11 protein-coding genes are annotated in these 14936 nt (G+C 40.9%); 5 read left to right on the forward strand and 6 right to left on the reverse strand.

What is annotated here, in order from left to right:
- Window positions 1-2: 2 nt before the first annotated feature.
- From pyrB to D0T50_RS07865, 6 genes are all read right to left on the reverse strand, one after another.
- Window positions 3-935, reverse strand: a complete 933-nt coding sequence (gene pyrB / locus D0T50_RS07840) for an aspartate carbamoyltransferase (RefSeq protein ID WP_163222967.1) — start codon at window positions 933-935, stop codon at window positions 3-5.
- Window positions 936-989: 54 nt separating this feature from the next.
- Window positions 990-1388, reverse strand: coding sequence for a diacylglycerol kinase family protein (locus D0T50_RS07845; RefSeq protein ID WP_163222968.1), 399 nt, complete (start codon window positions 1386-1388; stop codon window positions 990-992).
- Between the two features lie 15 nt (window positions 1389-1403).
- A complete protein-coding gene (locus D0T50_RS07850) occupies window positions 1404-3620 on the reverse strand; it encodes a bifunctional (p)ppGpp synthetase/guanosine-3',5'-bis(diphosphate) 3'-pyrophosphohydrolase (protein ID WP_163222969.1) in 2217 nt (738 codons plus the stop codon).
- Between the two features lie 64 nt (window positions 3621-3684).
- A complete protein-coding gene (locus tag D0T50_RS07855) occupies window positions 3685-4587 on the reverse strand; it encodes an SDR family oxidoreductase (protein ID WP_163222970.1) in 903 nt (300 codons plus the stop codon).
- Between the two features lie 3 nt (window positions 4588-4590).
- Window positions 4591-5112, reverse strand: a complete 522-nt coding sequence (locus D0T50_RS07860; RefSeq protein WP_163222971.1) for a hypothetical protein — start codon at window positions 5110-5112, stop codon at window positions 4591-4593.
- A gap of 112 nt (window positions 5113-5224) precedes the next feature.
- A complete protein-coding gene (locus D0T50_RS07865) occupies window positions 5225-6163 on the reverse strand; it encodes a ribose-phosphate pyrophosphokinase (protein ID WP_163222992.1) in 939 nt (312 codons plus the stop codon).
- A 593-nt stretch (window positions 6164-6756) separates the two neighbouring features.
- Here D0T50_RS07865 and D0T50_RS07870 point away from each other — a divergent pair.
- The 5 genes from D0T50_RS07870 (at window position 6757) to D0T50_RS07890 (ending at window position 14911) form a co-directional block, all read left to right on the forward strand.
- Entirely contained in the window at window positions 6757-7326 is a 570-nt protein-coding gene (locus tag D0T50_RS07870; RefSeq protein WP_163222972.1) for a sugar O-acetyltransferase, read from the forward strand.
- Window positions 7327-7681: 355 nt separating this feature from the next.
- Complete coding sequence (locus D0T50_RS07875; RefSeq protein WP_163222973.1) at window positions 7682-10384, forward strand: TonB-dependent receptor domain-containing protein; 2703 nt, start codon at window positions 7682-7684, stop codon at window positions 10382-10384.
- A 20-nt stretch (window positions 10385-10404) separates the two neighbouring features.
- Window positions 10405-12843 (forward strand): choice-of-anchor J domain-containing protein, encoded by a 2439-nt coding sequence (locus D0T50_RS07880; protein WP_163222974.1) that lies wholly within the window; start codon window positions 10405-10407, stop codon window positions 12841-12843.
- Between the two features lie 570 nt (window positions 12844-13413).
- Window positions 13414-14196: a DNA/RNA non-specific endonuclease gene (locus D0T50_RS13980; RefSeq protein ID WP_370520895.1), complete on the forward strand. Its 783-nt coding sequence runs from the start codon at window positions 13414-13416 to the stop codon at window positions 14194-14196.
- Between the two features lie 109 nt (window positions 14197-14305).
- The gene (locus D0T50_RS07890; RefSeq protein WP_370520896.1) at window positions 14306-14911 is read left to right on the forward strand and encodes a YigZ family protein; all 606 of its coding nucleotides are present in this window, start codon (window positions 14306-14308) and stop codon (window positions 14909-14911) included.
- Window positions 14912-14936 lie beyond the last annotated feature (25 nt).

Below are 14936 nucleotides of genomic sequence, written 5' to 3' on the forward strand. Positions count from 1 at the left end.
TTTTATTTTATAAGGATATCATCCATTGTCAACCCAAGTACGTCGCACAGTATAGCTTCGCGGGCGTAAATACCGTTTTGTGCCTGCTGAAAGTAGTATGCTTTGGGGCTTTCGTCCACATCGTAGGCTATCTCGTTTACACGGGGCAGCGGATGCAGGATGCGTAGGTTGGGACGTGTGTGTTCTAACATTTTATTGCGCAGGATATAGACGTTTTTCACACGTTCGTATTCCATAAGGTCGGTGAAGCGCTCTTTTTGCACACGTGTCATGTAAATAATGTCGGCTTCGGCAATGATTTCTTCATTGAACTCTATATGCTCCTCGTATTTAATGCCGTGCTCTTTGCAATAGAGTTTGTACTCTTCGGGCATTTTTAATTCCTCGGGTGCTATGAAGTGAAACGTGGGGTTAAAGTGCCGCAACGCCATAAGCAACGAGTGCACCGTACGTCCGTACTTCAAATCGCCTACCATATAAATGTTCAAATTATCCAGTGTGCCTTGTGTTTTGTAAATGGAGTATAGGTCGAGCATGGTTTGTGAGGGATGCTGATTGGCACCGTCGCCCGCATTGACGATGGGAACGGTAGACACTTCACTGGCATAACGGGCCGCTCCTTCGAGGTAGTGACGCATCACAATAACATCTGCGTAGCTTTCTACCATTTTTATGGTATCCTTCAACGTTTCTCCTTTAGTAGAACTGGATGATTTAGGATCCGAGAACCCGATAACTTTTGCTCCAAGTCTATTGGCTGCGGTTTCGAAACTGAGGCGGGTACGTGTAGAGGGTTCGAAAAAGAGGGTTGCGATGATTTTACCTTCCAGTAATTTACGGTTGGGTTGTTTTTCAAACTGTTTCGCCATCTCGATCATGTACAGAATCTTTTCTCTCGTCAAATCGGCAATGGTAACTAGACTCTTATTTTCCATTTTATGTAGTTGTTTGATTGTTCTGTGATATGTGTTGGTAAAGATAGAGATTATTTAGATGTCACTTGGCTGGTTAAGCGCAAAAAATGACATTATATACGGTAGAAAGATTATTAAGCCCACAATGGCTGCAGCAATGGCACATATCAGAACAGCCCCGGCTGCCAGGTCTTTCACTTTACCCAAAATGGGATGATGTTCGGTAGATACATGGTCAACAAATTTCTCAATAGCAGTATTGAAAGCTTCGGCGGCAAGCACCAATCCAAAACAGAGAATAACGGCTATCCATTCGGTAGCAGTAATAGAAAAAATAAACCCCAATGCGGTAACAGTTATTACTGCAAACAGATGAATCCACGCGTTGTGTTCGTTACGTATAAGAATGATAATACCCTGCCACGCATAGACGAAGCTACGCAACCTGTCTTTGAGTCGAAAAGGTTTATTCATATCGTTTTTTGTTTTTTAATTTCTGCTCACTTGCTTAACCCCCTTCACCGATTTCAGTTTCTTGATCAGTGCCGTTAGTTTACTGGTGTCTCCAATCATAATTGTCAGCATCCCCGAGAACAATCCGTCGTTGGAGTTTATACTGATAGAACGCAACGATGTGTCATTTTCTTTAGAGATAATGGATGTTATGTTGGTTACAATTCCGATGTCATCATGGCCTACTACGCGTAACGTAATGGGGTATTGTGCTCCTTGCGACTTTCCTGCCCATCGTGCTCTCACAATGCGATACCCAAATCGTTCGCGCATTTGTATGGCGTTAGGACAGTCCATGCGATGTACCTTGATACCTCCCGAAACTGTAATGAATCCGAACACGTCGTCTCCATATATGGGATTGCAACACTTGGCGAGCTTAAACTCTAACCCTTTCAGGTTTTGATCTATAACGAGTACATCTTCTTTTGCTGTTGTTTCGGGTAACTGATTCTGTAAATTGTATCCCTCGGCACTACGATATACAATATCCTCGTGTGCTTCGTTTTCTTTCTTTTGTAATTGAATGTACCTTTCCAGAATATCATTTACATCGAGTGTGCCATCGGCTATACGTTGATAGAATTCGGTTAACGTTTTGTGCCCCAGTTTTTTCATCACGCGCATCAATACCGCTTCATCGTACTCCATTTTGCGGTTCTTAAACTTACGCTCTAATGTTTCTTTGGCAAAGGCGTGTTGCTTGGCGGCAATTTCTTTGAGTGCCTGACGTATTTTGGTTTTTGCCCGCGATGTGGTTACTATATTTAGCCAATCTTGTTTGGGCGACTGATTGTTTGAAGTGGTAAGCTCTACTTGGTCTCCACTATTCAGTTTATGTTTCAGTTGTACGTTTTTGCCGTTTACCTTGGCGCCAATACATTTGCTACCCAGTTTGGTGTGAATATAGAAAGCAAAATCCAGTACGGTAGCTCCTTTGGGTAGCTTAAAAAGCTCGCCTTTGGGGGTAAACACAAACACCTCGTCCTCGTACAAATCCATTTTGAACTGGTCCATAACCTTCATGGAGTCATTCTCGTTCTGTTCTAAGGCTTCGCGCACAGCAGTAAGCCATTCGTCCAGTCCGCTTTCTCCTTTTACCCCTTTGTAGCGCCAGTGTGCCGCGATTCCGCGTTCGGCTATCTCGTCCATGCGTTGTGTACGTATCTGAACCTCTACCCAACGACCTTCGGGCCCCATCACAGTGATGTGTAAAGACTCGTACCCATTGCTTTTAGGGATAGAGAGCCAGTCGCGCAAACGTTTAGGGTTGGGTTGGTACATGTCCGTCACAATGGAGTAGGCTTGCCAGCATTCTTGCTTTTCTTTCTCGATAGGAGACTCCAATATAACACGGATGGCAAATAAATCGTAAATACCTTCGAAGGCTGTTTTTTGCTTCTTTATTTTGTTGTATATGGAGTGGATGGACTTTGTTCGTCCTTTGATGTCGAACTTTAAGCCCGCCTCTTTCAATTTCTTTGAAATAGGTTCGATAAACGCCTGAATGTATTTCTCGCGCGATGCTTTTGTTTCATTCAGTTTATCTTTGATGAAATAGTAGGTTTCTTTCTCTAAGTATTTGAGTGACAAATCTTCCAACTCCGATTTTACCTTATATAAGCCGAGTTTATGCGCAAGAGGAGCATACAGATAAGCTGCTTCGTTGGCTACCTTTTCGCGATCTTCGTTGTTGGGCGAGTTCTTTATCTGGCGCATGATGTTAAGCCTGTCGGCAATCATGATCAGGATAACACGCATATCTTCGGCAAAGGATAGGAGTAAGTTGCGGAAGTTTTCGGATTCTATGGCAGGACTTTTGGCGTAGAGTTCATTTGTTTTTACCAAACCTTTGATGATGCTTACGGCGTCTTCGCCAAACTCCTCGCGTACTTTTTCAATGGGTAGCGTGCCACTTTTTACTATTTCGTGCAACAATATCGCTGCCAGGAACGACCCCTTCACACCCATTTCTTCGCTTACAACAACAGCGGTTTGCATATCTCTTATCACGGGATTCATTCCGAAGTTATTGCGTACGAGCAATTTGCTGTTTACCGCACTGATAAGATGTTTTTTAATTTTGGTGACTTCTTTGGGGCTAATGGTATCTCCGGAGGATATTATCAGCTTTTTATATAAGGCAAATAGTTCTTCCTTTTCGGTTGAGGTGAAAAACGAGGGCTTGTCCATGATTATATTGCATTATCTTTCCGAGCGTAAAATTACGGTTTTTATATTACATATTTAACGATAATCAGTAAAAATGGTTTGCAAACATTTCCTTCATTCCTTCTTCGAGTGTTCGTGGCAAGTAATTCAGCTCTTTCTTTGCTTTCTCAATACTTAAACCGCTAAAACGGGGACGGGGAGTTTGTTCCTGCATCTCTATAGTGGTAACGGGCTGAATTAACGAACGGTTCAGTTGCAGAAAATCGGCAACGCGGAAGGCTATTTCGGCAATGCTGAGACACTCTGCACCGCAAATGTGGAAGATTCCATTTTGAGGATAATGGATAAGCTTTTCCACACCCACCGATATGTCGCCCACAAAGGTAGGTGTGCGCCACTGATCGGATACTACACGAATGGGGTCGTTGTTGCGTAGCTTATTGGCTACCAGTTGTAATACATTACCATGTTGCCCGGCAAGGGCTTTACCGTAAACAACTACTACGCGAACTATTGCGTAACTATCGCAAACAGAGGCTACTACTTCTTCTCCTTGCAGCTTGGTAACACCGTAGTAATTAACCGGATTGGGGGTGTCGAGCTCGGTGTATAGCCTATTAGTATTACCATCGAAAACAAAGTCGGTAGAGAGGTGTATCAATCGTGCGCCATGTAGTTTGGAGTAAGTTGCCAAGTGCTTGGTGGCGGTTACATTTGTGTGGTAAGCTTCGGCATGATGTGTTTCGCAATAGTCGGGCACCGAAAGGGCAGACGTGTTGATGACAACATCAGGCTGCACAGTATTAAAGAGCACTCTTACTTCCTCCTCAAGCCGAATGTCGGTCTGCATAAAGCGGTATCCTGCTGTGGGACGAATATCTTGATGAAGCGACGCAGCGGTAAGAGCGTAGGAATCGTTTGAAACTAAATCAGTCAAAATTCTTCGTCCGGTAAATCCGTTGGCACCAATAATAAGTATCTTCTTCATACGCTAAAAGGGTGGGGCTAAATAATGATTGTTGGTTTTCATTTCCATGCGGAAGCTAAAGCCACTATTGAACTTTAATTCAAAGCCGCCCATGAAATTATCTCTGTTCCACGGAAGCGGGTTGGTATTGGCGGCTTTGCTGCCGTCATACTTGTATTGCCCATAAGTGCTTAATGTTATTCGGTCGGTGAGTCTGAATGTGGCTTGTTGCAGGTTGTAGGTTGTGGATAACTGCCTGCCTCCTATACTAAACGAACTCAGCGTGGAAAGGGTTAACTTGTTGTCGGCTTGGAAAAGATAGCTATAATCTCTGGCCGGACTCTGAGGTAACATCTCTCTCAAACTCATCTGGGAAATGGCAATGGGCTCAAAGAGAGTCATATCCAATAGGAAATCACCAAATTGGCGGACTTGGTTGTCGAAAGTAATACGGATACTGTCTGTCGGCAATTCTTCTTGCTGAGCATATAAAGTAACAGGGAATACAGCCAGTAGTATAATAATGTATCGGACTATTCTTTTCATGGCAAATTACTTATTACCACCCCGCTGCGGGGTATATCAAACTAGACAAAAATAGTAAAAAAAAGCGCAACCATACAATCTGGTCGCGCTTTTATACTTTCTATAACATTGATTATATAATGTATTGTGTACTGATCGACTCGTTGTTCATCACCCGTCTGATTGTTTCGGCAAACATATCTGCTATGCTTAGTTGCTTAACTTTAACACACGATTTGCAGTAGGGGATGCTATCGGTGAATACAATCTCGACAAGTGCCGAATCTTGCACACGTTGCGATGCCGGGTCGGACATGACGCAATGGCTGGCAATGGCTCTTACCGACTTAGCGCCTGCTTCGAGCATTACATTGGCTGCTTTTGCCATTGTACCTGCGGTATCTACGATATCGTCTACCAATACTACATTTTTACCTTCTACATCACCGATAATTTGCATACTGGCAACCTCATTGGCTTTTACGCGCGATTTGTTGCACAATACCAATGGAACACCCAGATACTTAGAATAGGTGCTGGCTCGCTTGGAACCGCCTACGTCGGGTGTTGCAATTACCAAGTCCTCCAACTGGAGCGACTGAATGTAGGGCAAGAACACAGCCGAACCATATAGGTGATCTACAGGAATGTTGAAAAAACCTTGAATCTGGTCGGCATGTAAATCCATCGTTATCAATCGGTCTATGCCGGCAACCGACAATAAATCGGCTACTAGTTTTGCCCCGATAGATACACGCGGTTTGTCCTTTCTATCTTGACGTGCCCAACCGAAATAGGGGATTACAGCTACAATTGATTTGGCAGAAGCCCTTTTAGCGGCATCAACCATCAGTAGCAGTTCCATTAAGTTGTCGGAGTTGGGAAAGGTAGATTGAACGAGAAAAACATGAGATCCACGAATGGACTCTTCGTAAGAAACGGCAAATTCGCCATCGGCAAAATGTGTTACATTCATATTACCGAGAGGACAGTCCAAACTTGCGCAAATCTTCTCTGCAAGATATCTCGAGTTTGTGCCCGAGAATACCATAAAAGGTGCTTTATTGCTCATTGTTAGAATTGTGGTGGTTACCCGATTGTAATTTGCACGCAAAGGTATAAATTCTCTTTGCATAATAAAAAGGTTGCAAAGGAAATATTATACCATTTTCAACATTTGCTCATTTTCAATATTCTACATGTACAATTATATAACCATTCAACAACACTTCCAGGAGTGATTTATTTATAGACTATTAACTTTTAAGTTTCTATAAAAAAAGTGGTGTTTACTTTGGTTATATCACAGAAATGGCAGTACGAAAGATTTTATTTTCCGATGCAGCATTTTAAACTTTGTGTTAACCACTAAGAGTGGCAGTGGTTACCATATTGGGTGTCGGTGGTTACCACTTCGGGTAAAAATGGTAACCGTTTTTAGTCTATTTTGCACAAAAATAGAGGCGAAAAACCCCGTAGTTTCCCGCCTCTATATGTATATACTATCTGTATATCTTTGCTATACTAAAGATAACCTTTTTTCATGACATTTCCAAATCCGAATTAACGTTCTACAACCTATCTACAAGAAGATTTGTGTGATATTTATACTTTTCCAGTATTATTTTTATAACTTGCCACTGTTTATTGATAAATCGACCTAATATGGAAACAGAAAAAATGAAAGCAAAAGCAGGCAAGCTGTATGATGCCAATTTTGATCAGGAATTATTGCATGAAAGAGCTGTTTGCGCAGATACAACCTATGAGCTAAATCAGTTACGCCCATCTCAAACAAAAGAACGAGAAAGTATCCTATGCCGTTTGTTAGGGAAAACAAAAGGACAATTTACAATAATATCTCCGTTCTTCTGCGATTATGGTTACAACATCGAAATCGGAGAAAACTTTTTTGCTAATACCAATTGTGTAATCCTTGATGGTGCAAAAGTATCATTCGGCGATAATGTGTTTATCGCTCCTAATTGTGGATTTTACACAGCAGGGCACCCACTAGACAAAGATTTACGAAACAAAGGGCTCGAATATGCCTATCCTATAACTGTTGGCAACAATGTGTGGATTGGGGCAAATGTGAGTGTGCTTCCCGGTGTTACGATTGGAGATAATTCAGTTATTGGAGCAGGGAGCGTGGTAAATAAGGATATACCGGCTAATGTCTTAGCTGTAGGAAACCCATGTAAAGTCATCCGGGAAATAAGAGAGAAGGATTAAAAATCTGTTGTATTTGAAACTGGATTTCTGCCTGTTATTCTTATCATAATGGCAGCAGACTGTAAAAATCACAACTTAATATTGCTCTGAAATTGACAAATTGACAAATATTCCTTGCTGCAAAATGTTTTTTCTTCTCTTAAAACAGAAACAAAAATGAAATATAACGCATTTTTTGTTTTTTAAATTCCCGTTTACAAATCACAGAACGCATTTTCTTGTTTGAATGTTATAGTTGTTGAAAAAAAAGGGTGGGAATCTTGGGCTCAAGAGAAAGAATATTAATATATTTGCCTGAATAATTAAGATTATCTATTTATCTATTTAACAAAATTTATTAACGAATAGAAAAGTTATGAGAAAACGTTTGACTCATTTTCTGCTAGCTGCATTAATGTCTGTTACATCAGTAGCGGCATTTGCACAGGTTACTGTAAAAGGCCAAGTTATTGATGCCGAAACAGACGAACCTATTATTGGTGCAGCAGTTGTTGTTGTTGGCACCACAGTAGGTGTCGTAACCGATATCGATGGTAACTTTACGTTGAATGCACCGCAAGGCGCTACCATCCATATTACTTACCTTGGCTATAAAGAATTTAAGAAGAAGATCACACGTAGCGGACAAGAAGACCTCGGTGTTATCAAGTTGGCGGTAGATGCTTATGCATTGGACGACGTGGTGATTACCTCTTCCATCGCGGTGGCAAGAAAAACACCGGTTGCCTTGTCTACAGTAGATGCTGTATTTATTACAGAGAAGCTGGGAACACAGGAGTTTCCTGAAATATTAAAATCTACCCCCGGTGTACACGTTAACAAACAAGGTGGTGGTTACGGTGACTCTGAGCTCACTATGCGTGGCTTTGGACAAGAAAACGTAGCTGTAATGGTAAATGGTGTACCTGTGAATGATATGGAATGGGGCGGTATTTACTGGAGCAATTGGATGGGTATGAGCGATGTTACTCGCAGCATGCAGACTCAACGCGGTTTGGGTGCCAGTAAGATTGCAGCTCCTTCTGTAGGTGGTACGGTTAATATCATTACCAAAGGTATTGAGGCCAAAGAAGGCGGAAGCGTTTCTTACGCCATGGGTAACGATGGTATGAACAAAATACAGTTTAATGTATCTACAGGTTTGACCGAAAGTGGATGGGCCGTAACTTTGTTGGGTGCTAAGAATTGGGGAGACGGTTATGTACAAGGAACCAACTACGAAGGCTACAATTGGTTTATCAATGTAGCTAAGCGTATCAGCGACAAGCACCAATTACAGTTTATGGCAACAGGCGCTCCTCAAAAACACGATCAACGTGCCAGCGGAGCAGCTTTAACTATCTCAGACTGGAAAATGACTCAGGATGTATTTGGCATTCGTGATAATAAATACAATCCAACTTTTGGTTATCGCAAGAATGGTCAGGCTTACAATAGTGCTCATAATTACTATCACAAGCCGCAAATCAGTTTGAACCACATTTGGCAGATTGACGAAAAATCTTCACTTTCTACATCTGCTTATCTATCTATTGGTCGTGGTGGAGGACAATCCGGTCAAGGTAATAATGACTTCTCTGAGTACGGCTATTCTGCTTGGAATGGTGCTTACAGAGGAGTATTGCAAAACACATTCCGCAACTCTGATGGTACATTTGACTATGCTGCTATTGAAGACATGAATGCCGCTAGCGAATATGGCTCTTTGATGGTAATGTCTAAGTCAAAGAACCACCACATGTGGTATGGCTTGCTCTCTACTTATACAACCAAGTTTAATGAGAATTTCGATTTTTATGGTGGTATAGATGTTCGTTACTATAAAGGTACACACACTAATGAGATCTCCGACCTTTTTGGTGGTCAATATTATATGGACTCTCCCGACCGTAAACTGGTTAATCCAGCCAACAATGCGGCAGCTGCCGATCCTAATTGGAAATACGAGAAATTGGGTGTAGGTGATGTGGTTTATCGCGACTACGATGGCTTTGTGGCACAAGGAGGTGGATTTTTCCAACTGGAGTATAACAAAGACAAGTTATCTACTTTTGTATCTGGTTCACTTTCTAATACCAGCTATTGGCGTGTAGACCGTTTCTACTATGACAAGGAACACGAAAAGTCTGAAACTGTAAATTATCTGGGTTTCACAGCAAAAGCTGGTGCCAATTACAACTTGACAGATAATCATAATGTATTCTTTAATTTAGGTACTATTAGTCGTGCTCCTAAGTTTTCTTATGGCGCGTTTATGCAAGCTACCAGTAATAACACAACTAATCCGGACGCTGTGAACGAAAAAGTTTACTCAGCGGAGTTGGGTTATGGATATCGCAGCAAAATCTTTACTGCCAACCTTAACCTCTATTACACTAAGTGGACAGATAAGACCATGACCACTTCTACTACATTTAATAATGTAAAAGCCAATATTAATATGTCTGGTGTAGACGCGCGTCACATGGGTGTAGAAGTAGACTTAAAATTCACTCCAACGCCATGGGTGGAAATTTCGGGAATGTTCTCTTATGGCGACTGGCAATGGGATAGCAAAGCTAAAGGATATTACTTCACAGAACAAGGACAACCTATTACTAAGGATGGACAAGTTACGCAACTGATGTCAGAAGACCATGCTTGGGCTATCATTGATATGAAAGGCGTTCGTGTAGGAGGTTCTGCTCAAACTACTGCTAACGTGGGAGTTACTGTGATACCTATGAAAAATTTACGTGTAGGACTTGAATGGACTCATTATGCTCGTAACTATTCATACTATGCTGTAGACGGAACCTTGCTTAGTGCCAATAAGGAAAATAAATTGGACAATCCATGGAAGATTCCTTCCTCCAGCTTGTTTGACTTTAATGCATCATATAAATTTAAATTCAGTGGACTAGATGCGACTCTTTCTGGAAATGTCAATAATTTATTTAACTATCAGTACATTTCCAAAGCATGGAACCCGAAAGGTAAAGTTGCTACCGACGAGAACGTATATGTGTTTTATAATACCGGACGTACCTATAGTATTCGTTTGGGAGTTAGATTTTAATCAAAATTATTATGAGAATTATGAAGAAAAATATAATTGTTTCGTTGACATTGCTGGCACTGCTGAGTGCTTGTAACGATGATTATAATGACCAATTCGATATTGACAACAAAGTTACTGATGTGAAGAGTATTGCTATGACATTGAGCGCATCGGACTATGCTGTTATTGCGGGCGATGCTACCAATCTGGAAATAGCTTTGAGTAAAGACCCGGAAGAGGGTACTGGCGTAGATGCTTTGAAAGCTGTAGGTGCAAATAAGTACTTCACTCCTGAAGCATCTGCTGAAGAGTACATTCCGGCATTTATTGCTAATAAATATCCCAATGCAGATCTTGCTTCTAAGTTTACAGTAACTTATATGCAGTATCAGGCTCCATCCGGGTATTTGGCTGATTTCACCAATATTTCTACTTATCAACTTACCTCGGAAGATTACCAAACAGTTTGGGGAGATAAAGTAAAAGCTTCATTCCTTTCTCCTGCTTCAGTAAGTAAGATACCTTCTCTATTGACAAGCAATGTTAATGGAGCCGAAACGGGTGATATGGTGGTTGTGAATTACGCTTATTCTGATGTAGAACCGAGTATTGGTGGAGGATCTGGTACAACAGAACCCACTTGGACTCCGGTAGTCTCAGTGCCTGTTCGTTCTGCTGGTAAAGACTGGAACTATGTTAATTTAGGTCCTATCGATCTTTCAGAATATAAAGGTCAGACCATAAACATCGGTTTTAAATACACAAGTACAGCTACTGCTGCTGCTACCTGGGAACTGAGAAATTTCAAAGCTCTTAAGGTGCCTTATCTGGATGTATGTATCTTTAACAAACAGGAAGATGGCTCATTCAAGAAATTGGTGAAAGCCAGTGAGTTCAGTGGAGCCGGTGATTATGTAATTGCAACAATTGGTGTTAATGGTGAGTACTATCCTTTTGGTCGTTTGGCTGAAGGCAAAACTTATGGATACATGTATCCTGATCCTATTGTAGTAACGAATGGAGTGATTGCTGCTGATGCTGCTGCTGATTTCATAATTACACTAGAGGCTTCTACTGCAGGTTATAATATAAAGAATGTTCTTGGGCAGTACTTCTATATGTCAGGAACCTACGATAGTTTTAATGTGACTGAAACAGTTGGAGCAGAGGGATATGATTGGACTGTGGAAACTGCTGGTAATGCAGACGTTTTCACTATTACAAACGTAGAAAAGAATAAGTCTGTGAAGCTGAATTATTATAATGGTAGCTATTCTTATGGTAGTTATGCTGCTTCTAAAATTGAAGGTTACACTTATGCTGCTAATTCGTTAGTAAATGATGAAGGTGGTTTTACCGTTTATGATGTCAATATTGATGGCTTGTCTTTTGTTTGGAAAAATGTAGATATTTATGGCTGGAAAGCTTCAGCTTTTGTAAGTAGTGTGAATCATGCTACGGAAACTTACCTGGTATCGCCTTCAATAGAAATCACAGAAGATGCTGTATTGCCTTATTTCACTATTGACGAAGCATTCAGATATGGTGCAGGAGACGCTAGTGATATTACTATTTATATATCTACGGATTATGTGCCGGCAGCAGGAACCAGAGCTATGACACGTGCAACTGTAAATGCAAACACCTCTAGACTTTATCGCTTTGATGGTACTGTATGGAGTGAATATACTAGTAATGATGCAAAAATAACAGTAGTTGAACCTGAGGTTTATGCTTCGCTAGGAACTTCAAGCATTTCTGAACCTGATCAGATTTTACCTCTTTACTTGAGTCAGAAGTATCCTTACGCATTGGCTGGCGAACGTGCAACAGTTGTTTACAACAAGAGTGCTGATAAACCTGCGTTTATTGAATTTACGAAAGATGCCGCTACATGGATAGTAACTCCTGCTGCAGTAGAACAAGTTACTACTTTCACTAAAGATAACGATGGGATAACAGCTAAAATTAGTGTTTATATGGATGAATCTTTGTTAGGAAGCACTGGCGGATTTGTTGCGCAAGATGTAAAACTAGTTGGTGGATTAAGCTATGTATGGCAGAATACTGCTGCTTATGGCTGGAAAGCTTCTTCATTCTACAACAATACCAACAACCCAGCTGAAAGCTGGTTAGTATCACCAGCATTGGACTTCAGAAAAGGAACTGCTCCAGTTATTACCCTTGAGGAAGCTATCAATTACCTGAATGGTGCTAATGTAGAAGAGTATTGTGGCATAAAGATTTCTACTGATTATAAAGACAATGTACAGAATGCCACTTGGACTCCGCTTATTTTCCCAACTCGAGCCGAAGGTACAAACTGGAGTTTCATTAGTGTAGGTGAGATTGATTTATCGGAATATGTAGGACAGATTGCACATATTGCATTTGTTTATATGGTTCCCGAAGGTTCTACTATTGCTCCTACATGGGAATTCATGAACATTCTGGTAAAAGAGAAAACAGAGGAATAATTATCTAAATAATAAGGGTGGCAAGTTTGGAGTATAGCCAAGCTTGTCCCCTTTTTTTATCATATACATATGAAGAAATTTAATAGTTTAACGCTCATTCTTGGACTCTTAATAATGAGTCTTGTGGCTTGTGGCGAAGACCCCAAACTGCCTAATGGTTATATCGAAATCACACAAGATGGTACAACAACTATGGTATTGAAGGGTTACAACAATCCCTCCGAAGGATTTAGCGTATTGAAACCAACTGGTTTTGCTACTCCTTTCTATATCAAGGATAAAGAATTTTATGGAAAAGCTTACCGCTTTATAGTGGCTCCGGAAAAACGTTTGGACGAAATGACCACCATTCCTAAGGATGGTAATTGGCAAGAAAAAGCTTCGATCGTTCCGGGTATTGCATACTGGGTTCGCTATGGCGACTTGGTGGCTTATCGCTACATTAAGTTTCGTGTGGGTTATGTAGAGGGCAATAATGTTGGCATTGAGTATCTTGTTTCAGAGGAAATCACTACACGTCCCAATATAAACGCTAATACTTTACTCGTTGATTATGCCACGAATTGGGAAATGCCACATATAAATACATCGAATACTTTTGTGGCTCATGACCTGACTGTGAGTGGTAGTAAAGTGCTGAATTTTGCTTATGAGTGGAATGCGACAATGAATCATACTGAATGGGTAGCTTTTTCTTTCGATGAACTTACCTGTAAAGATGTTACAAAACGTACTGATGCATGGGATGTTGACCCGTTGTTGCCGGAAAGTATGCGGACTTCAAACGCTAACCATACGAATGATGGTTTTGACCGTGGACATATCTGCGCTTCTGAAGATCGTGTGTGGTCGGTAGATGCTAATAAGCAAACTTTTTATTTTAGCAATATGTCACCACAATTGGCTTCCTTCAATCAGAACTTTTGGGTAGCAATCGAAAATCAGGTTCGTTTGTGGGGACGTGCTATACCTAATACTTATGATAAAGTATATGTTACCAAAGGCGGTACAATGAATCATCTACTTAAAAACTTTACAAGTAATGTAGCTGGAGCTGATGGTAAATATCCTACGACTGATGAAAACGGATTTACTATCAAAGGGTTGGCTTGTCCACAGTATTATTTTACTGCTGTTTTGGCCGATAAAAATGGCGAATATAAAGCCATCGCTTTCCTTGTTGAGCACAAAGAAGGGCTGCCTAAAAAACCTACTGCAGCAGAAATGCAAGAATATGTAGTTAGTATTGATGAATTGGAAAGTTTTACAGGTATTGATTTCTTCTGTAATCTTCCTGATGATATAGAAAATGTAGTAGAAAGTTCGTATTCTATTGATGATTGGGCGTGGTAATATAACCCCAATCTAAAAGAATGGGTTTTCGTAAAGAATGGTTATTCATTTACGGAAACCCATTGTTTTTGATATAAACTCTTACCTTTGCATGTAGAAAACGATTCTAATTATGGCCAACGATACCTACAAAACCATATCCGACCTTTCTGAAGCCATTTTCACCGAAAAGCGTAGCAAATTTTTGGCATTCGCCATTCCGGTGCGTACTGTGGAAGAAATAAAAGAACATATCGATTTCTATCAGAAGAAGTATTACGATGCCCGACATGTGTGCTATGCGTATATGTTGGGGGCAGAGCGTGAAACCTTCAGAGCGAATGATAATGGAGAACCGTCGGGCACAGCGGGGAAACCTATTTTAGGACAGATTAACTCTAACGAGCTGACGGATATACTCGTAGTGGTAATTCGATACTTTGGTGGAATAAAACTGGGTACAAGCGGACTTATTGTAGCCTACAAAGCCGCCTCCGCCGAAGCAATTGCCGCTGCCGAAGTTATTGAGAAAACAGTGGACGAAGAAATTACCGTGGCGTTTGAATACCCTTTTATGAACGATGTGATGCGCATTGTGAAAGAAGAGGAGCCGGAGATAATCCGGCAATTCTTTGATATGGATTGTGAAATGACGCTGCGCATTCGCCAATCATTAATGCCAAAGCTACGGGCAAGACTAGAAAAGGTAGAAACAGGGCGAATTTTAGAAAAATAAGATAAACAAGTAATTAAATAGAATA

Source organism: Bacteroides sp. 214 (assembly GCF_010501015.1).
In the GTDB taxonomy this organism is placed as follows: Bacteria; Bacteroidota; Bacteroidia; order Bacteroidales; family Bacteroidaceae; genus Bacteroides.